General features: G+C 65.4%; 24 protein-coding genes and 1 pseudogene. 6 read left to right on the top strand and 19 right to left on the bottom strand.

All coding sequences use genetic code 11. The features are described from left to right. Positions 1-31 precede the first annotated feature (31 nt). The 12 genes from CK218_RS13645 to CK218_RS13585 all read right to left on the bottom strand — a co-directional run bounded on the left by CK218_RS13645 (position 32) and on the right by CK218_RS13585 (position 13,639). Positions 32-1,180: an acyl-CoA dehydrogenase family protein gene (locus tag CK218_RS13645; protein ID WP_095828053.1), complete on the bottom strand. Its 1,149-nt coding sequence runs from the start codon at positions 1,178-1,180 to the stop codon at positions 32-34. A 230-nt stretch (positions 1,181-1,410) separates the two neighbouring features. After that, positions 1,411-2,223, bottom strand: a complete 813-nt coding sequence (locus CK218_RS13635) for an enoyl-CoA hydratase family protein (RefSeq protein ID WP_095828052.1) — start codon at positions 2,221-2,223, stop codon at positions 1,411-1,413. Continuing rightward, entirely contained in the window at positions 2,220-2,684 is a 465-nt protein-coding gene (locus tag CK218_RS13630; RefSeq protein ID WP_095828051.1) for a MarR family transcriptional regulator, read from the bottom strand. The genes CK218_RS13635 and CK218_RS13630 overlap by 4 nt, the downstream gene beginning before the upstream one ends. Beyond that, entirely contained in the window at positions 2,678-3,436 is a 759-nt protein-coding gene (locus CK218_RS13625; protein ID WP_095828050.1) for an SDR family NAD(P)-dependent oxidoreductase, read from the bottom strand. Before CK218_RS13625 ends, CK218_RS13630 begins: the two co-directional genes overlap by 7 nt. Positions 3,437-3,605: 169 nt before the next feature. Next, positions 3,606-5,900: a bifunctional salicylyl-CoA 5-hydroxylase/oxidoreductase gene (locus CK218_RS13620; RefSeq protein WP_095828049.1), complete on the bottom strand. Its 2,295-nt coding sequence runs from the start codon at positions 5,898-5,900 to the stop codon at positions 3,606-3,608. Positions 5,901-6,087: 187 nt separating this feature from the next. Then, positions 6,088-6,687: a VOC family protein gene (locus CK218_RS13615; protein ID WP_095799285.1), complete on the bottom strand. Its 600-nt coding sequence runs from the start codon at positions 6,685-6,687 to the stop codon at positions 6,088-6,090. Positions 6,688-6,769: 82 nt separating this feature from the next. Beyond that, positions 6,770-7,600 (bottom strand): ATP-binding cassette domain-containing protein, encoded by an 831-nt coding sequence (locus CK218_RS13610; protein WP_067003663.1) that lies wholly within the window; start codon positions 7,598-7,600, stop codon positions 6,770-6,772. Continuing rightward, positions 7,593-8,483 (bottom strand): ABC transporter ATP-binding protein, encoded by an 891-nt coding sequence (locus CK218_RS13605; RefSeq protein ID WP_095828048.1) that lies wholly within the window; start codon positions 8,481-8,483, stop codon positions 7,593-7,595. Before CK218_RS13605 ends, CK218_RS13610 begins: the two co-directional genes overlap by 8 nt. Further along, positions 8,480-9,328 (bottom strand): ABC transporter permease, encoded by an 849-nt coding sequence (locus CK218_RS13600; RefSeq protein WP_067003665.1) that lies wholly within the window; start codon positions 9,326-9,328, stop codon positions 8,480-8,482. Before CK218_RS13600 ends, CK218_RS13605 begins: the two co-directional genes overlap by 4 nt. Then, positions 9,321-10,328: an ABC transporter permease gene (locus CK218_RS13595; protein ID WP_095828047.1), complete on the bottom strand. Its 1,008-nt coding sequence runs from the start codon at positions 10,326-10,328 to the stop codon at positions 9,321-9,323. The genes CK218_RS13600 and CK218_RS13595 overlap by 8 nt, the downstream gene beginning before the upstream one ends. Before the next feature lie 101 nt (positions 10,329-10,429). Then, positions 10,430-11,956, bottom strand: coding sequence for an ABC transporter substrate-binding protein (locus CK218_RS13590; protein WP_095828046.1), 1,527 nt, complete (start codon positions 11,954-11,956; stop codon positions 10,430-10,432). A 108-nt stretch (positions 11,957-12,064) separates the two neighbouring features. Further along, the gene (locus tag CK218_RS13585) at positions 12,065-13,639 is read right to left on the bottom strand and encodes an NAD(P)/FAD-dependent oxidoreductase (RefSeq protein WP_095777545.1); all 1,575 of its coding nucleotides are present in this window, start codon (positions 13,637-13,639) and stop codon (positions 12,065-12,067) included. A 118-nt stretch (positions 13,640-13,757) separates the two neighbouring features. Between CK218_RS13585 and CK218_RS13580 the strand changes: the two genes are divergently transcribed. The 6 genes from CK218_RS13580 to CK218_RS13550 all read left to right on the top strand — a co-directional run bounded on the left by CK218_RS13580 (position 13,758) and on the right by CK218_RS13550 (position 21,039). Beyond that, positions 13,758-14,549, top strand: a complete 792-nt coding sequence (locus tag CK218_RS13580) for a cyclase family protein (RefSeq protein ID WP_095828045.1) — start codon at positions 13,758-13,760, stop codon at positions 14,547-14,549. A gap of 306 nt (positions 14,550-14,855) precedes the next feature. Further along, the gene (locus tag CK218_RS13570; RefSeq protein WP_095828044.1) at positions 14,856-16,427 is read left to right on the top strand and encodes an NAD(P)/FAD-dependent oxidoreductase; all 1,572 of its coding nucleotides are present in this window, start codon (positions 14,856-14,858) and stop codon (positions 16,425-16,427) included. Then, positions 16,427-16,909: a MarR family transcriptional regulator gene (locus CK218_RS13565; protein ID WP_067324441.1), complete on the top strand. Its 483-nt coding sequence runs from the start codon at positions 16,427-16,429 to the stop codon at positions 16,907-16,909. The genes CK218_RS13570 and CK218_RS13565 overlap by 1 nt, the downstream gene beginning before the upstream one ends. Positions 16,910-16,959: 50 nt before the next feature. After that, positions 16,960-19,113, top strand: a complete 2,154-nt coding sequence (locus CK218_RS13560; RefSeq protein WP_095828043.1) for an indolepyruvate ferredoxin oxidoreductase subunit alpha — start codon at positions 16,960-16,962, stop codon at positions 19,111-19,113. Further along, positions 19,106-20,689: an indolepyruvate oxidoreductase subunit beta family protein gene (locus CK218_RS13555; protein WP_095828042.1), complete on the top strand. Its 1,584-nt coding sequence runs from the start codon at positions 19,106-19,108 to the stop codon at positions 20,687-20,689. Before CK218_RS13560 ends, CK218_RS13555 begins: the two co-directional genes overlap by 8 nt. Before the next feature lie 86 nt (positions 20,690-20,775). Further along, positions 20,776-21,039 (top strand): hypothetical protein, encoded by a 264-nt coding sequence (locus CK218_RS13550; protein ID WP_095828041.1) that lies wholly within the window; start codon positions 20,776-20,778, stop codon positions 21,037-21,039. A gap of 284 nt (positions 21,040-21,323) precedes the next feature. Here the strand turns inward: CK218_RS13550 and CK218_RS13545 are convergent. From CK218_RS13545 to CK218_RS13515, 7 genes and pseudogenes are all read right to left on the bottom strand, one after another. Further along, a pseudogene (locus tag CK218_RS13545) lies at positions 21,324-22,561 on the bottom strand (DUF1501 domain-containing protein). Between the two features lie 16 nt (positions 22,562-22,577). After that, positions 22,578-24,029, bottom strand: a complete 1,452-nt coding sequence (locus CK218_RS13540) for a DUF1800 family protein (protein ID WP_095828040.1) — start codon at positions 24,027-24,029, stop codon at positions 22,578-22,580. Between the two features lie 101 nt (positions 24,030-24,130). Beyond that, complete coding sequence (locus CK218_RS13535; protein ID WP_095828039.1) at positions 24,131-24,415, bottom strand: hypothetical protein; 285 nt, start codon at positions 24,413-24,415, stop codon at positions 24,131-24,133. Between the two features lie 109 nt (positions 24,416-24,524). Continuing rightward, positions 24,525-24,971 (bottom strand): periplasmic heavy metal sensor, encoded by a 447-nt coding sequence (locus CK218_RS13530; protein WP_067003693.1) that lies wholly within the window; start codon positions 24,969-24,971, stop codon positions 24,525-24,527. Beyond that, a complete protein-coding gene (locus CK218_RS13525; RefSeq protein ID WP_095828038.1) occupies positions 24,968-25,417 on the bottom strand; it encodes a hypothetical protein in 450 nt (149 codons plus the stop codon). The genes CK218_RS13530 and CK218_RS13525 overlap by 4 nt, the downstream gene beginning before the upstream one ends. Positions 25,418-25,476: 59 nt before the next feature. Then, positions 25,477-26,010: an RNA polymerase sigma factor gene (locus tag CK218_RS13520; protein WP_067003697.1), complete on the bottom strand. Its 534-nt coding sequence runs from the start codon at positions 26,008-26,010 to the stop codon at positions 25,477-25,479. A gap of 45 nt (positions 26,011-26,055) precedes the next feature. Then, positions 26,056-26,481 carry an acid-shock protein gene (locus CK218_RS13515; protein ID WP_095828037.1) on the bottom strand — a complete coding sequence of 142 codons (426 nt, stop codon included), beginning with the start codon at positions 26,479-26,481 and terminating at the stop codon, positions 26,056-26,058. Between the last annotated feature and the right edge of the window lie 74 nt (positions 26,482-26,555).

Below are 26,555 nucleotides of genomic sequence, written 5' to 3'. Positions count from 1 at the left end.
CTTAAGTGAAATGCGGTCCGCAAGCATGATCTCACGCCGCTCCCATCACTTGCCTGGCGATCACCACTTTCTGCACGTCGGAAGCGCCCTCATAGATGCGCAGCGCGCGTATCTCGCGATAGAGGCTCTCGACGATGTGGCCCTTGCGCACGCCGTCGCCGCCATGCAGTTGCACCGCCTTGTCGATCACTTCCTGCGCCTTGTCCGTGGCGAACAGCTTGGCCATTGCCGCCTCGCGAGTGACGCGGGCGGCGCCCATATCCTTGGTCCAGGCGGCGCGATAGACGAGCAGGGCGGCGGCGTCGACATTCAGCGCCATGTCGGCGATGTGGCCCTGCACCATCTGCAGTTCGGCCATCGGCGCGCCGAACAGTTTTCGCTCGGACACCCTTTTGATGCTTTCGTCCAACGCTCTTCGAGCAAAGCCGAGCGCCGCGGCGCCCACCGTCGAGCGGAAGACGTCGAGCACCGACATGGCGATCCGAAAACCGTCGCCGGGTTTGCCGATCAGGGCGGAAGCCGGAACGCGCACATTGTCGAAGGAGAGCCGCGCGAGTGGATGCGGGGCGATAACTTCCAATCGTTCGGCGATGCCAAGGCTTTTGGTGTCCGCAGGCACGATCAAAGCGGAAATTCCCTTGGCGCCGGGCGCCTCGCCGGTGCGGGCGAAGACGATATAGACGTCGGCAATGCCGCCATTGGAGATCCAGGTCTTCTCGCCCGAAAGCACATAGAAGTCGCCGTCGCGGACAGCCGCCATCTCCATGTTGGCGACATCCGATCCCGACCGCGGCTCCGACAGCGCAAAGGCTGCGATCGCCTGGCCCGCCCGCGTCTTTTCCAGCCAGCGCTGCTGCTCCGGCGTGCCGAACAGCGAGATCGCGCCGGTGCCAAGGCCCTGCATGGCGAAGGCGAAGTCGGCGAGCCCGTCATGGCGGGCGAGTGTCTCGCGCGTGATGCAGAGCGTGCGCACGTCGAGCGGCCCCGGCTTGTCGGGATCGAGCGCCGTCGGCTTCAGCCAGCCGTCGCGGCCGAGCACGGAGACGAGGTTGCGGCAGGCCGCGTCGATATCGTGGTGATCGACGGGCAGGTTCTTGGTGCACCAGGCGTCGAGATTTTCGGCAAGTTCGCGATGGCGGTTTTCAAAGAAGGGCCAGTTGAGGAAGGAACGGTCAGGCATCGGTGCCTCCGCACTTCTGCGAGGTTTGCACTTTACGGCGCCCCCCTCTGTCCTGCCGGACATCTCCCCCACTTGGGAGGAGATTGGCAGTTTTGGCGCCCCGCTCATTCTTGCGGCCTTGGCGATTGGCGAAGGCAGAGATGACAGCTGATCTCCCCCCTTGTGGGGGAGATGTCCGGCAGGACAGAGGGGGGCGCTGTCCTGCCAACGTATCCAGCATCGCGCTCATCTCAATTCCCCTCGAACACCGGCTTTTCCTTGGCCACGAACGCCTTGTAGGCGCGCTCGAAATCGCCGGTCTGCATGCAGATCGCCTGTGCCTGCGCTTCCGCCTCGATCGCCTGGTCGAGACCCATCGACCATTCCTGGTTCAACTGCGTCTTGGTGATGCCATGCGCGAAGGTCGGGCCGGAGACGATGCGAGCTGCCATCTCGAGCGCGTCGGCCTCGAGCGCAGCCGCATCGACCAGCCGATTGTAGAACCCCCAACGCTCGCCTTCGGCCGCGCTCATCGTGCGGCCGGTGTAAAGCAGTTCGGCGGCGCGGCCCTGGCCGATGATGCGGGGCAAGATCGCGCAGGCGCCCATGTCGCACCCGGCAAGGCCGACGCGGGTGAACAGGAAGGCGGTCTTTGCTTCCGGCGTCGCGATGCGGATGTCGGAGGCCATGGCGATGATCGCGCCGGCGCCGACGGCGACGCCATCCACCGCCGCGATGATCGGCTTGCCGCAATTCAGCATGGCCTTGACGAAGTCGCCGGTCATGCGCGTGAAGGAGAGCAGCGCCTTCATGTCCATCTTGACCAAGGGTCCGATGATGTCGTGGACATCGCCTCCCGAGCAGAAATTGCCGCCATTGGGCAGGAACGCCACGGCATCGACATCATCGGCGTAAGCGACATCGCGAAAAGTGTCGCGCAGCTCCGCATAACTGTCGAAGGTCAGCGGGTTCTTGCGCTCCGGCCGGTCGAGCCGGACCTTCGCGACCCTGCCTTCCACCTCCCAGAGGAAGTGCTTCGGCTTGAGCTTGGCCATGGCGCTCATTCGCGTCCCTCCCAATTGCTGCGGAACGATTTCAGCATGCCGGTCAGCCGGCGCGCTTCGTCCTCGCTGACAGTGCCGAGCAGCTCGCCGACCCAGTTCTCATGCGCCGCGGCGATTGCCGCGAAAGACTTCGAACCTTCTTCGGTCAGCCGCACCATCGAGGTGCGGCGGTCGCCGTTGCGGCGCGCGCGCGTCACCAGCCCTTCGGAGACCAGCCGGTCGACGATGCCGGTGATATTGCCGTTCGACACCAGCAGGAATCGCGACAGGTCGCTCATCAGCATGCCTTCCGGCGACCGGTAGAGCGCCGCCATGACGTCGAAGCGCGGCAGCGTGGTGTCGAACTGCTTCTTCAGCCGCTCGCGCAGCTCGGCCTCGATCGTGCGCGAAGCACGCAGCAGGCGGATCCACAGCCGCAGCCTGTCCTTGCCCGGCCCGATAGACGTCGGTCCCGCTACCATGTCTCGCCTCCCGAGACCGAGATCGCCTGTCCGGTGATCGACCGCGCCGCATCGCCGCAGAGCCAGAGCACTGTCGCGGCGACCTCTTCCGGCTGGATGAAACGCGCCTGCGGGTTCGCAGCCGAAAGGCTCGCGCGTGCCTCATCGGCGGAACGGCCGGTCTTCTCGATGATGCGCTGGATGGATTCCTCCAGCATGTCGGTTTCGACGAAGCCCGGGCAGATGGCGTTGACGGTGATGCCGGACTTGGCGGTCTCGGCTGCGAGGGCCCGCATCAGCCCGACGACGCCATGCTTGGCCGCCACATAGGGCGCGACATACGCGTAGCCCTTCAGTCCGGCGGTCGAGGCAATGAAAACGATACGGCCTGTGTTTCGCGCCAGCATGCCGGCAAGCGCTGGCTTCACGGTCAGGAAAGCGCCGGTGAGGTTGACGTCGAGCGTGCGCCGCCAGTCGGCGAGCGAGGTCTTGTAAGCCGGCGCACTGGCAGCCATCCCGGCATTGGCGACGACGATTTCGAAGGGACCGCGCGCCGCTTCGGCCTTCTCGTACAGCGCCGTCATGTCGGCTTCGTCGGTGACATCGGCGCCGATGCCGAAGATGCGGTCGTTTGCCTTCGCGACTTCATTCAGCGCGGCCTTGCGGCGGCCGCAGATGGTGACGGCGACGCCGGCTTCCGCCAGCGACAGTGCGATCGCACGGCCGACGCCGGAGCCGCCGCCGGTGACCAGCGCATGCTTGCCGGTGATCATGCGCCAGTCCTCCAGGCAAGGCGCTGCCGCTCACCCTTACCCTCTCCCCGTGAAGGACGGGGAGAGGGGGCCGCCAGCGTTTGAGCTTGTGCCTTCTCCCCGTCCTTCACGGGGAGAAGGTGCCGGCAGGCGGATGAGGGGCAGCGCCGACGTGAAAACATAAATGCGCTCATACCTTCAGCCCTGCCGCCGCTTCGCGTTCGGCCAGCCGGTAGATCTGGTCGCGTCCGCGTAGATAAGGATCCGGCCATTTGACGCCGCGATCGCCGAGGGTGACGGCCGCATGCAGCGTCCAATAGGGATCGCTGAGATGCGGCCTGGCCAGCGCCACCAGATCGGCGCGTCCGGCCATCAGGATCGAGTTGGCGTGGTCCGGCTCGTAGATGTTGCCGACCGCCATCGTCGCCATGCCGACCTCGTTGCGGATGCGGTCGGAGAACGGCGTCTGGAACATGCGGCCATAGACCGGCTTGGCGGCGATCGTGGTCTGGCCCGCCGAGACGTCGCAGAGATCGACGCCGGTTTGATGCAGAAGCTTGGCGATCTCGACCGCATCGGCCGGCGTGACGCCTTCGATCCCTACCCAGTCATTGGCCGAGATGCGCACCGAGATAGGCTTTTCGGCCGGCCACACGGCGCGCACCGCGTGGAAGATCTCCAGCGGATAGCGCATGCGGTTCTCCAGCGAGCCGCCATAGTCGTCGGTGCGCCTGTTGGTCAGCGGCGTGATGAAGGCGGAGAGCAGATAGCCATGCGCGGCATGGATCTCCAGCATGTCGAAGCCGCAGCGCTCGGCCATCTCCGCCGAGGCGACGAACTGGTCGCGCACAACGTCCATGTCGGCGCGGTTCATCGCCTTCGGCACCTGATTCTGCGGCGACCACGGCACGGCTGAAGGCGCCATAACCGGCCAGTTGCCGGACGGCAGCGGCTCGTCCGTTCCTTCCCAGCCGAGGCGGGTCGAGCCCTTCGGGCCTGAATGGCCGATCTGGGCGCAGATCTTGGCTTCGGTCTCGGCGTGGACGAAATCGACCAGCCGCTTCCAGGCGACCTCATGCTCGGGCTGGTAGAAGCCGGTGCAGCCGGGGGTGATGCGTCCCTCCGGGCTGACGCAAGTCATCTCGATATAAACGAGCCCGGCCCCGCCCTTGGCGCGCTCGGCATAGTGGGCGAAATGCCAGTCGGTCGGGCAGCCGTCGACCGCCTTGTACTGGGCCATCGGCGAGACGACGATGCGGTTCGTGAGCGCCATCTCGCGCAGTCTGAATGGCGCGAACATCGGCGCGCGGCGCAGCATGTTGCCGCCGGCGCCGGCCTTGCGCTGGAACCATTCCTCCGCGCCCGCCAGCCATTCGGCATCGCGCAGACGAAGGTTCTCGTGGCTGATGCGCTGCGAGCGGGTGAGCAGCGAATAGTTGAATTGAACTGGATCCAACCCGAGATAACGTTCGACTTCCTCGAACCATTCGAGCGAGTTGCGCGCCGCCGATTGCAGTTTCAGCACCTCGGTGCGGCGAGCATCTTCGTATTTGCGGAAGGCCGCTTCGAGGTCGGACTCGGACTCGACATAGTCGGCGAGCGCGACGGCGCTCTCCAGGGCCAGCTTCGTGCCGGATCCGATCGAGAAATGCGCCGATGCCGCCGCGTCGCCCATCAGCGCCAGATTCTTGTAAGACCAGCGCTCGCAAAGCACGCGCGGGAAGTTGATCCAGGCCGAACCTCTGATGTGATTGGCATTGGTCATCAGCGAATGGCCGCCCAGATGCTTTTCGAAAATGCGCTCGCAGACAGCGATCGATTCCTGTTGCGTCATCGCGCCGAAACCGAAGGCAGCCCAGGTCTGTTCGCTGCATTCGACGATGAAGGTCGCGGTCTCGCTGTCGAACTGGTAGGCATGCGCCCACACCCAGCCATGCTGCGTCCTTTCGAAGATGAAGGTGAACGCGTCGTCGAATTTCTGCGTGGTGCCGAGCCACACGAACTTGCATTTGCGCGTGTCGATGTCGGGCTTGAAAACGTTGGCGAAGGTGGCGCGCGACTTCGAGTTCAATCCGTCGGCCGCAACGACAAGGTCGTGCGTTTCCATGAACGGCCTGGGATCGGAAATCTCGGTCTCGAACATCATCTTGATGCCGAGCTCGCGCGCACGGCGCTGGAGCAGAATTAAAAGCCGCTTGCGGCCGATGCCGCAGAAGCCGTGGCCGGTCGACACCGTGCGCACGCCGTCATGAATGACGGCGATGTCGTCCCAGTAGGCAAAATGCTTCCTGATCCAGACCGCGCTGACAGGGTCGTTCCTGGTCAGGTTCTCCAGCGTTTCGGCCGACAGCACCACACCCCAGCCGAACGTATCGTCGGGGCGGTTGCGCTCGTAGACCGTCACGTCATGCGCGGCGTCGCGCAGCTTCAGCGAGATGGCAAAATAGAGGCCGGCCGGTCCGCCGCCGAGAACCGCAACCTTCATGTCTTGCGATCTCCTCTAGAGCAATTCCAGGGAAAGTGCGTAGCGGTTTCCCGTCCGGAATTGCGTCAAACGCTCAATGGGCATCAGGGACCGCCGAGGGGCCGGCGGTTCCAACATCAGTATCGCGCCTGCCGGCAATTATTTCAATCTTAAAGTTTCATAATTGAACAATTGCGGCGCGATCAGCTCACTTGGCTGGATCTTTGGGACTCCACAGCACCGTCTCGGCGCCTTTCTCGTAAGCCATGCCGTCGGGATAGCTGATCGCTTCCAGCTGCAGTCCCCAGGGCGCCTGGAAGTAGAGGATGGTTTGACCGGCGGCCGGTCCTTCTTTGACCGGCAGAGGACCCATCCTGGTCTTCACGCCCTTGGCGTCGAGATAGGCCTTCGCGGCGGCGACATCGTCGACATAGAAGGCGATATGGAAGCCGCCGATGTCGCTGTTCTTCGGCGTCAGGTCCTTCTGGTCGGGCGCGGTGTATTTGAACAATTCGATGTTCGATCCATAGCCGCAGCGCACCAGGGTGATCTCCTCGATTACCGCTTTTGGATCGACGCCGAGCAGGTCCTGCATGAAGGTGCCCTTGTCGTCGGCGAACGGGCCGAAGGACATCGCCTTCTTGCAACCGACCACATTGGTGAAGAAGTCGACGGCCTGCTTCATGTCGGGCACGGTGACGCCGGTATGGTCGTGGCCGCGCATGCCGGGGATCGAGTCGGCCGAAGCCATTCCCATTGAGCCGAACAGGATTGCGCCGACCATTGCGCCGCTTGTGGCGTATTTCATGTCACCCTCCTTTGGCGGGCTGACTTTGCTCCCATGCACATCCGAGGCCCGCTGTTCGGTGTGCGGACAAGGTTTGCCTTTCTCATGCCGGTGCCTTTGCAGGCGGCTGCAGCCAATCCGCATCGATCTCAGGCAGCGGGATGGCAGCGAGCAGGTCGCGCGTGTAAGTCTCCTTCGGATTGTCGAAGAGCGCGTCGGTTGCGCTGGCTTCGACGATCCCTCCCTCGCGCATGACGATGACTTGCCGGCAGAGCCGCCGGATCACCGACAGATCATGGCTGATGAAGGCGACCGTCAGCCCCATCTCGGCCGCGAGCTTTTCCAGCAGCGTCAGGATCTGTGCCTGCGTCGAGACGTCGAGGCCGGAGACGATCTCGTCGGCCAAAACGAATTTCGGCGACAGCGCCAGCGCCCGTGCGATGCCGACGCGCTGGCGTTGCCCGCCGGACAGCTCGTGGCGGTAGCGGCCGGCAAAACTCTGCGGCAGGCCCACACGCTGCAGGGCTTCCGCCACGCGCTCTTTCAGCCGGTCGCCAAGCCCGTTCTGCCTCAAGGGTGCCGCGATGATGCTGAAGATGGTGTGCCGCGGGTTGAGCGACGACATCGGGTCCTGGAAGATCATCTGCAGGTCGCGACGCAGCGGTCTGAGCTCCGCTTCCGAAAGATGGCCGATGTCTCGCCCTTCGAAGCTGATCGAGCCGGCGCTCGGCTCGATCAGCCGCACCAGCGCGCGGCCGAGCGTCGACTTGCCGGAACCGGATTCGCCGACGATGCCGGTCACCGATCCCTTGGGCAGGTCGAAGTCCAGTCCTTTGAGGATCTCGGCCAGTGGCGCCCGGCCGATCAGCGGCTTGCGCGTCATGTCGGGCAGCGCCACCTTCAGCCCGCGGACGGAAAACAGCGGCTCAGCCATGGCTTGGCCTCCACGCCCTGTCGGCGCCCGCGATCTCGTCCGCGAGCCCAGCCAGCACGGTTTCGTTCACCGGCATCAGCGATGCGTAGGGATCGGTATAGCGCGGCGTCGCCGCGATCAGCGCCCGCGTGTAGGGGTGCTGCGGCGATGCGAAGAGGTCGGCGGTCGTGGCTTCTTCGACCACCTTGCCGGCATAGAGCACCGACACTTTCTGGCTGATCTTGGCGACGACACCGAGATCGTGCGTGACGAACAGAAGCGCCGTGCCGTGGTTGCGCTGCAATTGCGCGATGAGGCGCAGGATCTGCTTCTGCACGGTCACGTCCAGCGCCGTCGTCGGCTCGTCGGCGACGATCAGCCTGGGCTCGGCGGCGAAGGCGGCCGCGATCAGCACGCGCTGGCGCATGCCGCCCGAGAGCTCGTGCGGATAGCATTTCAGAACACGTTCGGGCTCGCGGATCTGCACCTCTTGGAGCAACTGCCGGATACGCTCGTCTCCCTTCTCACCGCTCCAGCCGAGGATGCGCACCAGCCGGTCGGTCGTCTGCGGGCCGATGCGGCGCGACGGGTTGAGTGCGGTGAGCGGGTCCTGTGGGATCAGCGCGGTACGCGCGCCGATCAGCGTCCGCCGCGCCTTCGCATCGAGGCGGCCGAGACTCTCGCCCTCGATCAGCATCTCGCCTTCGACGATGCGCACGCTTTTCGGCAGCACGCCGAGCACCGCCTTGCCGATCATCGTCTTGCCGGCGCCGCTCTCGCCGACCAGCGCGCGGACTTCGCCCGGCTGCACGGTGAGCGATACCGAGCGCAGCACGCGCTGGCCGTTGGGCAGCACTGCGCTCAAGGAGCGGATTTCGAGGCATGGTTCCATATTGGCGCTCATCGCAGCACCGGATCGAAACGCGCCTTCAATCCTTCGCCGAACTGGCTGAAGGACAGCACGGTGAAGATCAATGTGATCAGCGGGAACACCAGCACCCACCAGGCCTGGTGGATCGACAGCCGGCCCTCGGCAATGATGCCGCCCCAGGTCGGATCGTCGGTCGAGATCGACAGATTGACGAAGGAGAGGATCGCCTCGACGATGACGGCGATGCCCATCTCAAGCGACAAGAGCGCCACCACCGACGGCAGCACATTGGGCAGCACTTCGCGCAGCATGATGCCGATGCGGCCATAGCCGGCGATGCGCGCGCTCTCGACATAGTCCATGCGCGCCTGACTCATCGCCTCGGCCCGGATCACGCGGCAGAAGCGCGTCCAGTCGATGACGGCGATGGCGATGATGACGGAGCTCAAGCCTGTGCCCAACACCGCGACTAAAAGGATCGCGAACAGCACCGGCGGGAAGGCCATCCAGACATCGACGATGCGCGAGATGACGCGGTCGGCCCAACCGCCGAAATAGCCGGCAATGAGCCCGAGCGCCGAGCCGATGAGGCAGGCGGACGCCGCCGCGGCGAAGGCGACGATGAAGGCGATGCGGCCGCCGAAGATCAGCCGTGACAGGAGATCCCGGCCCAGGCTGTCGGTGCCCAGCCAATAGCCGGGCTCGGCGCCGTCAAGCCAGAAGGGCGGCAGACGCTCGAGCATCAGGTCCTGTGCCAGCGGATCCTGCGGTGCGATCAGCGGCGCGAAGATGGCCGCAAGCAGCGCCAGCAGAAGCCAGCCGCCGGCCAGCCATAGCCGCGGGCTGAGGCCCCGATGCAAAATGCGCGCCTCATCCATGACGCAGCCTCGGATTGAGCAGCGCATACATCATGTCGACGCCAAGGTTGATCAGCACGAAGAGCAGCGCGAAGACCAGCACGATGCCCTGGATCAGCGGCAGGTCGCGGTTGATGACGGCATCGATCGCCATATTGCCGAGACCCTCATAGGAGAACAGCCGCTCGACGATAACCGTGCCGCCGATCAGGAAGGTGAACTGCACGCCCACCAGCGTCAGCGTCGGCAGCGCCGCGTTCTTCAACGCCTCGCGCAGGATAACCTGCGTTTCGGAAAAGCCTTTGACCCGCGCGAGCACGACATAGTCGAGGTCGAGCACTTCCTTCAGCGACTGTTTCAGGAGTTGCGCGATGATCGCCGCCAGCGGCAACGCCAGCGCGATCGCCGGCATCAGCATGTGCTTGAGCAGATCCCAGGTGAGATCGAAGCGGAGCCTGAGAATGCTCTCGGCGAGATAGAACTGGGTGACGAAGGGCAGGTCGAGTTGCGGTGACACTCGACCGGAAATGTCGAACACCGGGATGAGCACGCCGAACAGCAGGATCAGCACCAGGCCCCACAGGAAATCGGGGATGGAGAGCGTCGCGCCGCTGGCGATGTCGATGCCGGCTTCGACGGCCGTGCCACGCGAACGCGCACCGAGGATCGCAGCGGAGACGCCGATCGCCACCGCCATCAACAGCGCGACGATGGCCAATTCCAACGTCGCCGGCAGCCGGTTGAAGACGAGGCCGAGCACATCCTGGCGCAGCGAGATCGAAGTGCCGAAATGGCCATGCAGCACGCCGGCGAGCCAGATGAAGAACTGCTGCGCAATACTCTTGTCCAGCCCATAGAGCGCGCGCAGACGCGCTATGTCGTCATTGCTGGCGCCGGGTGGCAGCATCATCGCGATCGGGTCGCCGGGCGCCACGCGGATGACGACGAAGACGACGACGGCGACGCCGAACAGTGTGACCAGCATCGTCATCAGACGAACAAGAAATCTCTGCAGCAGCATGCTCGCTGAGCCTAATGCATTCGGCCCCTCACCGGCCGAATGAGGGGGCCTGCGCGTCGTTGGAGAAGGTGCGCTGCGCCAGCGCAGCTTCCCAGATGTCATCAGGCCGGGGTCATCAGCGCCAGCAGCAGCGCGCCCGATACATGCTGCACGACATTGACCTTCTTCGAGTGCACGATCGGCTGAGCATACTGCATCAGCGGCAGCACATAGGCCTGCTCGGCGATGTATTTGTCGACGGCCTTCCAGCCGGCGATGCGCTTGGCCTCGTCCTTCTCGCCCCACAGCGGATTGATCATGTCGATCAGGTCCTGGCTGTCCCACACCGAATGCGGGCTAGGTCCATACATGGCAAAGCCGGTCGAGGTGGTCGGATCGCCGATCGCATTGCCCCAGTTGTAGAAGGCGGCCGGCGCCAGCTTGTCGGCGGCTCGCAGCTCGTAATGCTTGGCGATCTCGTAGACTTCGATACTGGCCTCGATGCCGACCTTGCGCCACATGCCGACGATCGCCTGGATCATCTCATAATCCTTGGGCTTGAAGCCCTTGGTCGTTTGGATGGTGAACTTGACCGGCTTCTTGGGCGAATAGCCTGAAGCGGCGAGCAGTTCCTTGGCCTTTTCCGGATTGTGCTCGACTTTGATCGACGCGTCGAAGGCCGTGTATTCCGGCGTCTCCAGCGTGGCGATCGGCTGGCCGTAGCCGCGCAGCAGCCGCTTGACCAAGAGCTCCTTGTCCACTGCCATCACAGCCGCCTGGCGGACGTTCTTGTCGAGCATCGCCTCGATGTCGTTGAAGAAGATCATGCCGATGTCGGAGACATTCTTGATCGAGCCGGCGAGTCCGTCCTTGGCGATCAGCCGGTCATATTCTTCATAGGGGATTTCGAGCGTCACCTGCGAGGAGCCGGACTCGACCTCGGCGACGCGGCTTGCCGCGTCGGTGACGAACTTGATCGTCACATTCTCGAAGGCTGGCTTGGCACCCCAGTAATTCAGATTGGCCTTCAGCCGCAGGAAGGCGTTGCGCTCGAATTTGTCGACCATATAGGGCCCGGTGCCGATCGGCGCCTTCTCGAAGCCTTCCGCGCCCACCTTCTCGTAATAGGCCTTCGGCATGATGTAGCCGGTCAGGAACGACATCCATTTGAAATAGACCGGATCGAACTGCACGACGTCGCCGGTGATCTTGTTTCCGTCGATCTTGAAGTTGTTGACGTTCTTCCAGACGAACTGGATCGGGTTGCCGGCCTTCTCGTCGCCCGCCCGCTGCAGCGACCAGACAACGTCCTCGGCGGTGAAGGGCGAGCCGTCATGCCATTTCACGCCGTCGCGGACCGTCATCGTCACCTTGCTGCGATCGTCGTTCCAACCCCATTCGGTGAGCAGGCCGGGTGTGAAGGAGAGGTCCGGCTTCTGCGGGATGAACTGGTCGAACACGGACTGGTAGAGGCCTTGGATGGTCGGGTTCACCGCCGAAGGCCCGGTCGTCGGGTCCCAGGATGGCAGGTTGACGTTGTAGGCAATGGTGAGCTCGTCCGCCGCCTTGGCTGCCTTCGGCAGTCCGAGTGTCGCCGCGCCAAGCGCTGCCGCGCCAAATCCAAGCAAATCGCGTCTGTTGATGGTCATGGTCGTTCCCCTTGTTGGTTGTCGGTTTTTGACTCATTGTTCGCGCGGCGTTGTTCATTCGGAAGGTCTGGTGGGCAACCGCGCCTTGTCCATCCTGGAATTCTGCTGCTAGTGCCCTCCCAGTTGCTGCGCCAACATGAAGCCGGATCCGGCACCGGTGCCGGCGCCGGGCCATGTCGCGGCGCCGGTGAGGTAGAGGTTTGACACCGGCGTGTTCCAGCGCGCGAAGCCGCGCGCCGGACGGAAGAGAAAATTCTGCGCCAAATGGTGGCTGCCGCAAATCTGGTCGCCGCCGACGAGGTTCGGATTCTCGCGCTCGAGGTCGAGCGGCGAGAAGATCGCGCGCCCGAGGATCTTCTGGCGCAAACCAGGCGCGTAGCTCTCGATGATGTCGAGCACGCGCTCGGCATAGGCGTCCTTGACCGCGTCCCAGGAACCGGGCGCGATCTTGCCGGCGGCATCGCCAAGGATTTCCGCCGGCAGCATGCGCACCTGGACCCAGAGCACGTGCTTGCCTTCTGGCGCCCGCGAGGGATCGACGGCGGTCGGCTGTCCGACGACGAGCACCGGCTGATCGGGCAGCACGCCGGCAATCGCCTGCTGATAGGTGCGCGACATGGCATCGAGCGACGGCGCCAGATGCACATAGGCGAAGTGGCGAAGCTCGGCGCCAGCGCTCCAGTCCGGCAGATCGTCCAGTGCCAGATGAATCATCATCGTGCCCGGCGCATGGCGGAACTTTTTCATCGCCGCGTCAAAGCCGGCATCGCCGGATCCGTTCGGCAACAGCTTGCCAGTCAGCGCCTTGGGCGCGACGCCGGCAATGACGGCCTTGCTGGCGACATGGAAATCGCCGGAGGCGAGCCGCACGCCGGTCGCGCGGCCGCCGGCGACGGTGATCTCCGCCACCTCCGCGCCGGCCATGATCTTGCCGCCGGCCGCTTTGACCATGCCGACAAGCGCGCGGATGATGGTGTCGGCGCCGCCCTTGCCGAGCACCATGCCAAAACTCTGGTTGGCCATTGATTCCAGATAAGGGAACACGGCGCCGCCGGCGATGTCGGGCGCGAAGTCGAGATGCATGCCCCAGGCGGCGAGCGTGGTTTGCACATGCGGCGTCTCGAAATTGTCCTCGAGCCACGCGCGGGGGGAAGACAGCAACAAGCGGCCGGTATCGAGCGCGCCGCCAATGCCTTTCTTGCGCCAAAGATACCAGGCCGTGCCGGCGAGCGCGCGCGGGTTCATCGGCGATCCGAGCAGCGGGAACAGATGCTCCGCCTCGCCTGGAAAGGCCTCGACCAGCCGGCGCCATGTAGCGGCATCGGCCGCGGAGAAGGTGGCGAGCCGCGATGTCGTCTTCTCGAGATCGTTGCTGACGCCAAACCATCTTCCATCCGGGAAAGCGCTGGCGAAACAATCGGCGACGGGCGCGAATTCCAGCCCATGGCTTTTCAATTCATTTGCATATTTCCGATGGAAGGGAGAGCCAGCGAACAGGCTCAGGTTCATCGCGCCGAAGTCGTGCCTGAAACCGGGAAGCGTGTATTCCGCGGTCCGGACCGCGCCGCCGATAGTTGCGTTGCGCTCGAAAACCGCGGTTTTCCAGCCTTTGAGCGACAGATGCGCGGCGCAGGCCAGACTGTTGTGGCCCGCACCGACAAAGATGGCGTCGAACTCGCTCACGCCCTGCCCCAAAATGCTTTATGCTTAAAGATAATTGCAGATGCATATGTTTTCGTCTAGTAGGATATTAAGGGCCGCAACGAGCCTTGATGAGCACGAACAAGAGGGAACGAAGACAATGGACACGCAGAAACTCCTCGGCGAGGTCGCCGGCCAGCTGCTTTCGGGCGCCATCAAGGTGGTCGACCTGTCGGCGCCGCTCGGGCCCAACACGCCGCTGATCAAGCTGCCGCCGGAGCTTGCCGTCGACACGCCGAAGGTCGAGATCCACCCCATTTCAAAGTATGACAAGAACGGTCCGTGGTGGGCCTGGAACTGGCTGAAGCTCGGCGAGCATTCGGGCACGCATTTCGACGCGCCGCAGCACTGGATCACCGGCAAGGACTATCCGGACGGCGCCACCGACACCATTCCGGCGCAGAATTTCGTCGGTCCGGTCAATGTCATCGACTGCTCAGTGGAAGCCGCCGCCGATCACGATTTCCTTCTCACCGTCGAGCATATCAAGGCTTGGGAGGCCAAGCACGGCGCCATCAATGCCGGCGAATGGGTGGTGATGCGCACCGACTGGTACAAGCGCAACGGTTCGGAAGCCGAGTTCCTCAATGCCAACGAGACCGGCCCGCACACGCCCGGCCCGACGGCGGAAGCCATCCAGTTCCTGATCAGCAAGGACATCAAGGGCTGGGGCTCAGAGACGATAGGCACCGATGCCGGCAAGGCCGGCGGCATGGAGCCGCCTTTCCCGGCGCACACGCTGATGCACAAAGCCAACCGCTATGGGCTGGCCAGCCTCTGCAACCTCGACCAACTGCCGCCGAAAGGCGCGATCCTGATCGTCGCCCCGCTCAAGATCGAGCACGGCACCGGCAGCCCGATCCGCGCCCTGGCGCTGGTGCCGGGCCAATAGGCGAGGTGGCGGTCTTCGGGAGAAGATCATGCTCGCGCGCAATGGAGTAGTGGAGAGGTGGGATCGGAGCGACGCTGGCGCTCTACGGCGCCCCCCTCTGTCCTGCCGGACATCTCCCCCACAAGGGGGGAGATTGCACGTCACCTCCGCTTTCGCCAATCTCCGACGTCGTAGGATTGAGCAGGGCGCCGAAACTGCCGATCTCCCCCCTCGTGGGGGAGATGTCCGGCAGGGCAGAGGGGGGCGCGAAGGAACCCTGACCCGCGCAATTGAAACCGATCTCCCGAAAGCAGGGAGCTCCCCTCAATGACCGCTGCCGATCACATCATCGTCGGCAGCGGCATCAACGCCCTGGTCTGCGCGGCGATGCTTGGCGCCAAGGGCGCCAAGGTGCTCGTGCTCGAACGCAACGACCGCATCGGGGGCTGCATGCGCACCGATGAGATCACGGCGCCCGGCTTCGTCCATGACGTGATGGCGACGACCTTCGTCCTCTTCATCACCTCGCCGGCCTATGCCGCGCTCGGCAAGGATCTTGCGCGGCACGGGCTGGAATTCTGTCACACGACCACACCCACCGGCGTGCTTCGGCCCGATGGCAGCCATGCCGTGCTCACCACCGACCGGGCCGCCAATATCGCGGCGCTGAACGCATTTGCCTCCGGCGATGGCGACCGTCATGGCGGCGATGTCGGCGACATCGAACGCAATGCCGGACTGCTCTTCGGCCTGCTCGGTGGCGCGCTCTGGTCCTATCCGACGACGAAGCTCATGGCCGGCGAGGCGTGGCGGCGCGGTCCGCGCGAGCTTGCCGCCGTCCTGGGCGAGGCGCTGGTGCCGGCGCGGGGCTGGCTGGAGACCGCGTACAAGTCCGATACCGTCCGCGCGCTCTGGGCGCCCTGGGTGCTGCATGCCGGGCTTGGGCCGGAAGACGCCTTCTCCGGCCAGATCGCCAAGGTCATCGCCTTCGCGCTGGAGGCGGCCGGCGCACCGATCGTCAAGGGAGGGGCGAAGAACCTGCTCGCCGCCTTCGAGGCGTTGATCAAGGAGCGCGGCGGCGAAATCCGCGTCAACGCCGACGTCGCCTCGATCGTCCAGACCGGCGGCCGTGCCACCGGGGTGCGGCTCGCCTCCGGCGAGACGCTGACGGCGGCAAAGGGCATCATCTGCTCGGTCACGCCGACGCAGCTCTATGGCCGCCTGCTCGGCAACGATGCGCCCGACGCAGCGACCAAGGCCACGCAGTCCTACCGCTACGGTAAGGGCAACTTCCAGCTCCACTACGCGCTGAACAAGCCGCCGGCCTGGCGCGGCGAGGGCCTCGACAAGGTGGCCCTGCTGCATCTGACGCCGGGATTGGATGGTGTGTCGAAAGCCTGCAACGAAGCGGTGCGCGGCCTGTTGCCGGAAGTGCCGACGATCTGCGTCGGCCAGCCGCATGCGCTCGATCCGTCGCGCTGTCCGCCGGGCAAGGCAATCCTGTGGCTGCAGCTTCCGGAAGCGCCGCGCCATATCAAGGGCGATGCCGCCGGCAAGCTCGAGGCCCCAGCCGAGGGCCGCTGGAGCGAGGCGCTGCGCGAGGCCTACGCCGACCGCGTCGAGGCGATCCTCGCTCATCACATCGATGGTTTTCGCGACGCCATCATCGCGCGCCGCGCCTATTCGCCTGCCGATCTGGAAGCGATGAACATCAATCTGGTCGGCGGCGATCCCTATGGCGGCTCGTCCACCATCGACCAGTCCTTCCTGTGGCGGCCGTTTAAGGCCAGCCGCAATCACGAGACCGGCATTAAAGGCCTCTACCATATCGGCGCCTCGACGCATCCGGGCGCGGGGCTCGGCGGCGGCTCCGGCTTTCTGCTGGCGGGGAGGCTCTGATGGAACAGAAGCTTCCGGAAAAGCGCCAGCGCATCTCGACCCTCGGCCAGATCGGCCTGCAGCAATTCGCGCCCTATTTGATGAACCGCATCATGGGCCGCTACAACGCCACCCTGCGAGAAGACTTTCGCAAGCAGGGCCTGACCATTCCGCAGGTGCGCACGCTGGCCGTGCTCTCGGTCACCGACGGCATCACCGTCAACGACCTCTCGGTCTATACGGTGATCGAGCAATCGACCTTGAGTCGCACGCTCGACGCGCTGGAAGGCCAGGGCCTCGTGCGGCGCGAGCAGGGCGTCGCCGACAGCCGCTTCCGCCATGTGTTCCTGACCGATGACGGCCGGGCGCTTTTCACCCGCGCCTGGCCGGCCATGCATGATGCCTTCGAAGCGATGTTCGACGGCGTCGACGATGCAGAATATGCCGCGCTGATCGCGATTCTGCAGAAGATGCTGAAGAACATCCGCAAGCACGACATTTGAGTTTGACGTACGCGCCGCCGTCCAAACGGCGGTAACGGAAGGAGGCAGAGATGGCCGAACGGTCTTTTGCCAAGGAAGTTGAAAAGCTGAGGCTTGGCGCCGGCCAGGAATTCGCGGGCGAGGGCATCCTCGCCATCACCAAGGCGCTGCTGCAATGCGGCGTCGGCTATGTCGGCGGCTACCAGGGCGCGCCGATCAGCCATCTGATGGATGTGCTCGCCGACGCGCAGGACATTCTGGGCGAGCTCGGCGTGCACTTCGAGGCGAGCGCCTCGGAAGCAACCGCCACCGCCATGCTTGCCGCATCCGTGCACTACCCGATCCGCGGTGCCGCCACCTTCAAGTCGACAGTGGGCACCAATGTCGCCTCGGACGCTTTGGCGAACCTCGCCTCGGGCGGCGTCACCGGCGGCGCGCTGATCATCGTCGGCGAGGACTATGGCGAGGGCTCCTCCATCATGCAGGAGCGCAGCCACGCCTTCGCCATGAAGAGCCAGGTCTGGCTGCTCGATCCGCGCCCGAACCTGCCCTCGATCGTCAAGGCGGTCGAGGATGGCTTCGAGCTGTCGGAAGCCTCCAACACGCCAGTCATGCTGCAGGTGCGCATCCGCTGCTGCCACGTCCACGGCCATTTTGTCGCCAAGGACAACAAGCGGCCGCCAATGTCGGTGGCCGATGCGCTGTCGGCCCCGCGCCGCGACACCGGCCGCATCGTGCTGCCGCCTGCCTCCTTCCTGCACGAGAAGGAGAAGGTCGCAAAGCGCTGGCCGGCGGCGGTCGATTTCATCAAAAGCCGCAAGATCAACGAGGTCTTTGGGCCGGGCAATGGCTCGATCGGCATCGTCATGCAGGGCGGCATGTACAATTCGGTCGTCCGCGCGCTGCAGCGGCTCGGCCTTGCCGACACCTATGGCGACACCGACGTGCCGCTTTATGTGCTGAACGCCGTCTATCCGCTCGTCGATGACGAGTTCCTTTCCTTCTGCGAGGGCAAACAGGCGGTGCTGGTCGTCGAAGAAGGCCAGCCCAACTACATCGAGCAGGCCTTTGCCGCGATGCTGCACAAGGCAGGGCGCGGCACCAAGCTGGTCGGCAAGGAGCATCTGCCGATGGCCGGCGAATATACCGGGCAGGTGATGCTGGACGGCATTGGCTCCTTCCTGCGCGCCTATGCTCCGCATCTGCTGCCCGGCGAGGTTCGTGCGCCGAACAAGCTGGGCGAGGGCGTCGACACGGCCGATCTCATCAATGTCGTTCCCGGCCGTCCGCCGGGCTTCTGCATCGGCTGTCCGGAGCGGCCGATCTTCGCTGCGACCAAGCTGGTCGAGCAGGAGCTTGGCAAGCACCACATCGCTTCCGACATCGGCTGCCACCTGTTCTCGATCATGCCGCCCTTCGAGCTCGGCGCCACCACCATGGGCTACGGCCTCGGGCCGGCCTCGGCTTCCGCCTTCAATTCGCCGGAAGCGAAACGCCGGTCGATCTCCTTCGTCGGCGACGGCGGCTTCTGGCATAACGGTCTCACCTCCTCGATCGGCAACGCCGTCTTCAACAAGAATGACGGCGTCATCGTCATCGTCGACAATTTTTACTCGGCCGCCACCGGCGGCCAGGACATCCTGTCCTCGCGCGCCTCGAACCGCACCAAGTCCACAAAACATCCGATCACCGAAGCGGTGAAAGGCATGGGCGTCAAATGGCTGCGCCACATCGACCGCACCTATGACGTCGGCAAGATGCGCGACACGCTGCGCGAGGCGCTAACCACCGAGGAGAAGGGGCCGAAGGTCATCGTCGCCTCGTCCGAATGCATGCTGAACCGCCAGCGCCGCGAGAGGCCGCTGGTCGAGAAGGCGGTCAAGGGCGGCGAGCGGGTCGTGAAGCCGAAATTCGGGGTCGACGAGGACGTCTGCACCGGAGACCACGCCTGCATGCGGCTCTCCGGCTGCCCGTCGCTCTCGGTGAAGTCGCTCGACGATCCGCTGCGCGACGATCCGGTCGCTTCGATCGACCAGAACTGTGTCGGCTGCGGCAATTGCGGCGAGGTGGCGGATGCGGCCGTGCTCTGTCCCTCCTTCTACCGCGCCGATGTCGTGCACAATCCGAGCCGCTGGGACCGTTTCCTGGAAAGCGCGCGCCGCGCCGTGATCGGCCGGTTGCAGCGCCGCCGCGAGAGTCGCCGTTTGATGTTCGCCGATGCTTGAGCAGGCTTCACCGCTGCGCCCGAAGCCGGGCGCCTCTGATGATGAGCGGGTGATAAAACTTGCCGTGCTTGCCGTCGGCGGCCAGGGCGGCGGCGTGCTCGCCGATTGGATCACCGACGTCGCCGAGCGCAGCGGCTACATTGCGCAGTCAACGTCGGTGGCGGGCGTCGCCCAGCGCACGGGGGCGACGATCTATTACATCGAGATGGCGCGCGACACCGGCCGGCTGCCGGTCTTCGCGCTCTCGCCCTCGCAGGGCGACGTCGACATCTTGATCGCCGCCGAGCTGATGGAGGCTGGCCGCGCCATCATCCGCGGTTTCGTCACGCCCGAGCGCACGACGCTGATCGCCTCCTCGCACCGCATCGCCGCCGTCTCGGAAAAGATCGAGCCGGGCGACGGCCGCGCCTCGTCGGAAAAGGTGCATGCGACGGCCGAGGTGGCCGCCAAGCGCTTCATCGCCTTCGATATGGAAAAGATCGCCGCCGAGCATGGCACGATGATCTCGGCCAGCCTGCTCGGCGCGCTGGCCGGTTCAGACGCGCTGCCCTTCCCGCGCGAAAACTACGAGCAGGCGATCGGCGCCGGCGGCCGCGGCGTCAAGGCCAGCCTTGCCGCTTTCGGCGCCGCCTATGACCGGGCGCGCGGCATCGCGGTCGCGACAGCCGGGAATAAGGCAAGCGGGAAGCCTGCCGCTCCCGACACCACATCAACGGCCAAGGTCAGTGGTCCCGAAACCCTGCTGAAGGGCTGGCAGGAACTCGCCGCCCGTGTCGCCGCGCTACCGGAACCGCTGCGCGACATGGCTGAACGCGGCCTGAAGAAGGTCGTCGATTACCAGGACATCGCCTATGGCGGCGAATATCTCGGCCGGCTGGACAAGGCCATCGCGCTGGACAGTGCGGCGCGTGGCCATGCGCTGTCGGTCGCGGCGGCGAAACATCTGGCCAACGCCATGTGCTATGACGACATGATCCGCGTCGCCGACCTCAAGACGCGTTCGACCCGCGACAGGCGCGTGCGCAAGGAAGTCGGTGTCAGGGAAGGCTTGGTCCTGCAGGTCACCGAATATTTCCATCCGCGCATCGAGGAATTCTGCGGCACGCTGCCGGTAGCGATCGGCAGTTACATCGAGAGCCGCCCGAAGCTCGCCGCCTTCCTTGACCGCCGCATCAATCGCGGCCGCCATATCCGCACCGACAGTTTCACCGGCTTCGCCATGCTCTGGTTCATCGGCGGCCTGCGCCGCTGGCGCCGCCGCCTGCTGCGCCACAAGGTCGAGGTCGAGCATCTGGAGCGCTGGTACGAACTGGCGCTTGCCCATGCGCGCGAAAACTATGCGCTTGGGCTGGAGATCCTGAACTGCCGACGGCTGATCAAAGGCTACAGCGACACCCACGCCCGTGCCCAGTCGAAATTCGACCGCGTGCTCTCAGCGCTTGCCATGCTCAAGGGCCGTGAAGACGCAGCCGACTGGGTCCGCCGCCTGCGCGAAGCGGCGCTGAAGGACGAAAAGGGCGACATGCTCGACGGCGCGTTGAAGACCGTGGCGACGCTCGACGACGCCGCCCGATAACGAGGATGTGATCCATCCTCCTCCGACGGATTTCGACCCTGTCGTCCGTTTCACGGCGGTAGGGATGAATCACGGAGACGAACTTTATGCTCACCAAATATTTGCTGCCGTTCGCATTGGCCGCCGGCACTTTGATGCTCTCCGCCGGCGCGCAGGCCATGCCGATGGCAAAGCCCAGCGCTGCGCCGCTGCCGATCGAGACGGTCGGCTGGCGCTGCGGTCCTGGTTGGCACGTGAATCACTGGGGCAGATGCGTGCCGAACGGTCGCCGGTTCATCCGGCCCGTGCGCCACTGGCATCCGGGCTTCCGGTATCACCACCGCTGGCATCCCGGCTATTGGAGCAGGTGATCCGTCGAGGGATCGACGCCCGCGCTGGAAACGGCGCGGGCGCTTCCCGCGCGAGGGTTCAGACAGGCAAGGGCGGAGATCAGACATCACGCCGGCTTTCGTCAATCGCCAGTGTCGTACCATGTTCCACAGCGCGGAGTGGTCGCGGCGCCGAAGCTGCCGATCTCCCCCCAAGAAGTGGGGGAGATGTCCGGCAGGACAGAGGGGGGCGCGAAGGATCTCGACCGATCTCACCTCGTGCCGCCGCCTTCCTGCCTCGCGGTTGATGGACAAAGTCGAAGCTCTCACACAATCAAATCCCGCATCGGCTTCACCCCTCCCGACTCCGGAAACACCTTGTCGCCGAGCACCGCGGCGGAGAGCCCGAACTGCTCGGCAAGCAACCCCTTCAGCACCGCGCGCACATCGCTGGTCGGCGCGAGGTCGCGGCCTTGGTAGAGCTGAGCCGGCTTCAGCCCCGGCCAGTCGGCGATGACGCGGCCACCTTTGATCGCGCCGCCGGCGAGCAGCACCACCGTGCCGGTGCCGTGGTCCGTGCCGACGGTGCCGTTGACGCGGGCGGTGCGACCGAATTCGGTGATGGCGACGATCGCCGTGTCCTTCCAGCGCTCGCCGAGCCCTTTCTCGAATTCCTCGAAGGCGCCATCGAGGCCGCCGAGCAGGTTGGCGAGCCGCCCGGTGGCGCCGCCCTCGTTGACATGCGTGTCCCAGCCGTCGAAGGCCAGCGCCGCAATGCGCGGCCCGTCGTCGGCGGCCATCAGTTTCGCCGCGCCTTGCGCGGACTGGCGCATGCCGGCGGCGTTGGCGAGGCCGCCGCGGGGTTTTATCGTGCTGTCATCGAGCTGGTCGCTCATCGCCATGCGGTCGGCGTCGACGCCCTTCTGCAGCACCGCTGCCAGCACCGGGTCGCGATGGTTGTAGAGGTCGAGCACACGCTCCGCCAGCGCATCGCTGGGCGTCGGCAGCGCCTGCGGCGCCCAGCCGAGCACGGGTGCTGCGCCACGGATCACCAGCGGGGTCGATGGCCCGACCGCCAGCCCGCCGAGCTTGGCCACTCTTTCACCTGCCGGCAGGCTGCTATCGCGCGGTTCAGCCAACCGGTTGTGGCGTTGCCAGGGCCCGGCAGGCCGCTCTCCAGCACATCCTGGCCGTCGAAATGCGAGCGCTCGCGGTAGCCGGTCGCGGCCGCGTGCACCGCAGCCGCCTGACCTGCCTTGAACAGCCGCGCGAACACCGGCATCGCGGGATTGATCGCGAAGAAGCTGTCGAGCGGCAGCGCCGCATTGGCGCCGGAGAGCGACAGCGCGATGTCGCCATGCAGGCCGGCATAGTCGGGGTCACCGAGCGGGCCGATCGTCGACAGCCCATCCAGCGCGCCGCGCAATATGATGACGATCAGGCGCGGATCGCGATGGTCGGCGGCGCGGGCGAAGCGTGGCAGATAGGCCCAGGCAAACAGCGCGCCGCCTGTCATCAGCAAGGCGCGCCGAGATGGATTCGGCGTTTCACTAAGAAGACTCATGCCGCTTCTCCATTGTTCACCGGCGTTGAAATTCCGGCGCCATCAGCAGCAGCGCCAGGCCTTGCTGCTTGGATTCGGCGCGCGCGATCGCTTGGCGCGTCTCGGCCGAGGCGGAGGCGCCGATCACGGTGGAAAGCATGTCATCGGGATCGCCGATGTCGCTCGCCTGACGAGCCGCTTGCCAGGCGATGTCGAGGCGCGTCTTGAGGCCTTCGGCGGACGCCCAGCTATCCGTCCGGTCGGAAAAGCCGTTCGGCCCGGGCGGTTGCCAGAGCGGCTCGCCCAGCGCCCTTAGCCAGCGCAGCGTTCGTTGCGGCTCTTTCCCGGTGGTGGAGCCGATCGCCCGCCGGACCGCTACGGCATAGTCCAACGGCGAGCGCAATTTTGTCAGCGGCAGCGACCAGGCTTCAGGCAGATCGATCAGGGCCAGCGCCAGCGCGCGCAGGTCGCCGTCCGTCTTGGTGAAGATCTCGGCAAGGCGGTCGACTACAGCCGCCGGCGGATCGTCGGCAATGAAATGGCGGGCGAGCTTGGTAGCGATGTGGCGCGCGGTCGCCGGCTGGCGGGCGATGTCGTTGAGCGCGGCCTCGGCCTGGCCCATGCCGCCGGCCGGGTAGGTCTTGCCGAGCAGCACCGTCTCGCCAGGCTGATGCGCATTGGCGTCGAACACAAATGTGCCGGGCTCGCCCAGGCGGCCCTTCCGTCCGGCCATCGTCCAGCCGGTGAGCGCTCCCGCGAAACTCGTGACATCCGCCTGGCTATAGCCGCCGTCGACGCCCAGTGTGTGCAATTCCAGGATCTCGCGGGCGAGGTTCTCGTTGAGGCCGCGGCCGCGTCTTTTTCCGGCGCGCGAATCCGGTCCGGTCGATTGTCGGTTGTCGAGGTAGAACAGCATCGCCGGGTGATGCTCGACGGCCAGCAGCATGTCGGCGAAGCGGCCGAGCACGAAGGGGCGGACGGCCTCGCGCTCGAAAGCGCCGGCGCAGGCCCGCACGAGCTGGCCCTTGGCGGTCGAGACGCAGAAATGGTTCGACCAGAAACCGACCAGTCTTTCGACAAAGCCGGGTGCGGCACCGAGCGCCTTGTCGAAACGGGCTTGCGCTTCATCCCGATAGATGTCGGCCTCGACCGGCGGCACGCCTGACTTGCGTTTTGCCTCGGCTGAGCCGTCCGAAGTGTCTGCCGTAGGCTGCATGGCGGGCGCTGGCTTCTCCCGCGCTGCCTTGCGCTCCGCGGCGGCGGCCATGCTGGCCTGGATCGCGGCGGTGCTGTCCAACAAGCCGGCATTTTTTGAATCGTCGGCCGAGACAAGCGCGACATCCAACAGCTCGAGCTCGGCCTTCAGATAACCGCGCGCATCGGCCGCAATCTTGCCGAGATCGTCACCGGGTTTCGCGCCAAGCCCGAAGCGGTTGAGCGCGACCAAGGCTGGATCGGGCGGAACGGCATTTGGAACGGATAGAGCCAACAGAGCCTCCGTCGCGGACCGACGCAGGTCGCGTCGGCGGCAATATCCACGGTCGAAAGGCCTTATGACGCCGGAGTCGGCATGATGAGGCCGGCAGGGGCTTACCAGCGGCGCCAGTAACGATCGCCGTGCCACGGACGCCAGGCCGGGCCGATATAGACACTTGGGCCACCCCAGTAATAATAGCCCGGATAGATCACGCGGCGGTTGGGCACGCAGCGACCCCACCGGTTGGGGTGCCAGCCGGGGCCGCAGCCCCAGGCCACATGCTCGACAATCGCAGGCGCCGCAACCGGCGCGATCGGCATTGCCGAGGCTGCACTTGCCGCGGCAGTCCCGCCGATGGCAAGCGCAGCCGCAACAGAATATTTCGTCAGACCATTCATGGGATACTCCGAAGTTTCTCGAGGTTGAACCGGCCACGTCGCGTTCGCGTGGCGGCAGGCGTGTCCCTCTTTTTCTTTGAACGGAGACGGCCGGCGCTTTCCGTCGCTCTTATGGCGTATTTTTTGCCGGGATCGGCCGCTGCCTGCCGACATGGCGCAGCAGGGCGTCGGCCAGCAGCTTACGGTCATCTAGCGGGCTCGACGCGGCGAATTCGACGATACGCTGTTCCAGCCGGCTGCGGATGGTGGCGTCGGCATTGCGCGCCCGCTCCAGGGCAGCGGCCAGAGCGTTGGCGTCGAGCGTCGGCTGCTGCAAGAGGTTGGCCGCCTCACGCCGCGCCTGCTGTCCGTCGAGGATGACCGCGCGCGACTCGCGCCGAACCTCGCGCAGGGCCTGGCGGAATACCTTGCGATCGCTGGCGGGAAGCTGACCGCCGGCCGATTCCAGCGAATAGCCGCCTCCGGAACGGCCGATCAGCCAGCCTGCACCGCCGGCGACGGCACCGATCAGGAAGACGTTCAGCACCAGCGATGCCGCGAAAAGACGAGCGCTCATAGGTCCTCCGTGTCGGCGTCGGGACCGGCATCGCCGAACGACGTTGCGTTGGCATCCATCACATAATGGTCGGACGTGGCATCTGGCGTGACGACGGTGACCAGCGCCAGCCCGACCACGGCGCCGGCAAGGCCGACGCCGGCAAGCCCAAAGCCCAGCCACCAAAACCGGCGGCGGCGCCCCTGGCTGAGCTGCGTGGTGGCCCTTGCGACAATCTCGCCATGCAGCGTCCGGCTTGGGGCTTCGACGTGATGGCGGTCGAGGATGACATCGAGCCTGCCGGCGGTCGCCAAGATGGCGCGACCCTCTTCGCTCTCCGCAAACAGCGTGGCGGCAGCCTGCTCGGCCCGAGGCCAGCGATGCAGGGCGCTGCCATAGGCGTCCGCAAGTGCAGCGAAGCGTTGGGCATTCATCGGCCCGTCAGCAGCCTTTCTTTCGTCAGCCATCTGGTTTCCCCTTCCACGGGTTTGACGTGGCCACCCAAGTCCCAACCGCCGCCAGCTGCTCAGTCATCGCCATCCCCGATGAGCATGGCTTGCAGCGAGCGCCGGCCCCGCGCGAGCAGGCTTTCCAGCGCATCGACGCTGACCTGCATGGCGCCGGCGGCCTCGATGTTGGACATCTCCTGATAATAGACGAGCACGATCGCCTCGCGCTGACGCGGCGCGATGCGCAGCAGCGCCTGCTGGACGCGCCGGCCTTCGTCTCCGGCGTCGGGAAGCGGTACCTCATCCGCCGCCTCCGGCAGTTCGTCCGTCACCCATTCGCGGCGCCGCCGCAGCCGGTCGTAGCAGAGGTTGAGCGCCACCCGGTGGATCCAGGTGTCGAAACGCGCGTGACCCTGGCGCCAGCCCGAGGCATGACGCCAGATGCGCACGAAGGTCTCCTGGGCGACGTCCTCGGCCTCGGCGGCATCGCCGAGCATGCGGGTGGCGAGCGAAAGCAGGCGCGGCAGCTTGCGCGCCACCATCGCCTGCACGGCGGCTTGATCGCCGGCACCGATGCGCCGTACCAGTTCCTCGTCCGGATCGGCGCCCATCAAGCGGGGCGCTCCCAATGATCATCGTGCTGCATGACCTCTCGGTCATTGCTCCTGATTGGGAGCGGTTTTGTGGCCCGGCCGTTCCTCGGCGCTCATCACGCCATCGCCGTTCTTGTCGAGCCTGGCGAAGCGCTTGGCCAAGAAGGCGTCGAGCTCGGATTTGTCGACGAAGCCGTCCTTGTTGGCGTCCATCCGCGCGAAGGATTTGGCCGGATCGCCCTTGGCCTTGCGCTGGGTCTGGAACGCCGTCCACTCGGCGAGGCTGACCTTGCCGTCGCCGTCGGTGTCCGCCCGCATGAAAGTCTTTTCCCGGCGCGCCTCGAACTTTTCCAGCGTGATGCCGGGCCTGGCGGAGGCGGACGCGATTGGCGCCGGCTGCGCCGGCGCGGTGGCAGGCGTCGCTGTCTGGGCGGCCGCGGCGGCGGCCTGCAGGCCAAGGGCAACGACAAATATCGAACGGCGGATCATGCTCTCGTCTCCGGTTGCGCATGGCCATTGGCGGCCACGCTTCAGCCGTTAAACGCGGCAACAGGGAAAATCCG

It is taken from the genome of Mesorhizobium sp. WSM3879 (assembly GCF_002294915.1).
Taxonomy (GTDB): domain Bacteria; phylum Pseudomonadota; class Alphaproteobacteria; order Rhizobiales; family Rhizobiaceae; genus Mesorhizobium.
This window is presented reverse-complemented; position numbering and strand designations above follow the sequence as displayed.

Excerpts from the sequence above, each read along its gene's own strand:
- CK218_RS13645 (WP_095828053.1), bottom strand. The coding sequence starts at position 1,180 with ATGCCTGACCGTTCCTTCCTCAACTGGCCCTTCTTTGAAAACCGCCAT.
- CK218_RS13635 (WP_095828052.1), bottom strand. The coding sequence starts at position 2,223 with ATGAGCGCCATGGCCAAGCTCAAGCCGAAGCACTTCCTCTGGGAGGTG.
- CK218_RS13630 (WP_095828051.1), bottom strand. The coding sequence starts at position 2,684 with ATGGTAGCGGGACCGACGTCTATCGGGCCGGGCAAGGACAGGCTGCGG.
- CK218_RS13625 (WP_095828050.1), bottom strand. The coding sequence starts at position 3,436 with ATGATCACCGGCAAGCATGCGCTGGTCACCGGCGGCGGCTCCGGCGTC.
- CK218_RS13620 (WP_095828049.1), bottom strand. The coding sequence starts at position 5,900 with ATGAAGGTTGCGGTTCTCGGCGGCGGACCGGCCGGCCTCTATTTTGCC.
- CK218_RS13615 (WP_095799285.1), bottom strand. The coding sequence starts at position 6,687 with ATGAAATACGCCACAAGCGGCGCAATGGTCGGCGCAATCCTGTTCGGC.
- CK218_RS13610 (WP_067003663.1), bottom strand. The coding sequence starts at position 7,600 with ATGGCTGAGCCGCTGTTTTCCGTCCGCGGGCTGAAGGTGGCGCTGCCC.
- CK218_RS13605 (WP_095828048.1), bottom strand. The coding sequence starts at position 8,483 with ATGAGCGCCAATATGGAACCATGCCTCGAAATCCGCTCCTTGAGCGCA.
- CK218_RS13600 (WP_067003665.1), bottom strand. The coding sequence starts at position 9,328 with ATGGATGAGGCGCGCATTTTGCATCGGGGCCTCAGCCCGCGGCTATGG.
- CK218_RS13595 (WP_095828047.1), bottom strand. The coding sequence starts at position 10,328 with ATGCTGCTGCAGAGATTTCTTGTTCGTCTGATGACGATGCTGGTCACA.
- CK218_RS13590 (WP_095828046.1), bottom strand. The coding sequence starts at position 11,956 with ATGACCATCAACAGACGCGATTTGCTTGGATTTGGCGCGGCAGCGCTT.
- CK218_RS13580 (WP_095828045.1), top strand. The coding sequence starts at position 13,758 with ATGGACACGCAGAAACTCCTCGGCGAGGTCGCCGGCCAGCTGCTTTCG.
- CK218_RS13570 (WP_095828044.1), top strand. The coding sequence starts at position 14,856 with ATGACCGCTGCCGATCACATCATCGTCGGCAGCGGCATCAACGCCCTG.
- CK218_RS13565 (WP_067324441.1), top strand. The coding sequence starts at position 16,427 with ATGGAACAGAAGCTTCCGGAAAAGCGCCAGCGCATCTCGACCCTCGGC.
- CK218_RS13560 (WP_095828043.1), top strand. The coding sequence starts at position 16,960 with ATGGCCGAACGGTCTTTTGCCAAGGAAGTTGAAAAGCTGAGGCTTGGC.
- CK218_RS13555 (WP_095828042.1), top strand. The coding sequence starts at position 19,106 with ATGCTTGAGCAGGCTTCACCGCTGCGCCCGAAGCCGGGCGCCTCTGAT.
- CK218_RS13550 (WP_095828041.1), top strand. The coding sequence starts at position 20,776 with ATGCTCACCAAATATTTGCTGCCGTTCGCATTGGCCGCCGGCACTTTG.
- CK218_RS13535 (WP_095828039.1), bottom strand. The coding sequence starts at position 24,415 with ATGAATGGTCTGACGAAATATTCTGTTGCGGCTGCGCTTGCCATCGGC.
- CK218_RS13530 (WP_067003693.1), bottom strand. The coding sequence starts at position 24,971 with ATGAGCGCTCGTCTTTTCGCGGCATCGCTGGTGCTGAACGTCTTCCTG.
- CK218_RS13525 (WP_095828038.1), bottom strand. The coding sequence starts at position 25,417 with ATGGCTGACGAAAGAAAGGCTGCTGACGGGCCGATGAATGCCCAACGC.
- CK218_RS13520 (WP_067003697.1), bottom strand. The coding sequence starts at position 26,010 with ATGGGCGCCGATCCGGACGAGGAACTGGTACGGCGCATCGGTGCCGGC.
- CK218_RS13515 (WP_095828037.1), bottom strand. The coding sequence starts at position 26,481 with ATGATCCGCCGTTCGATATTTGTCGTTGCCCTTGGCCTGCAGGCCGCC.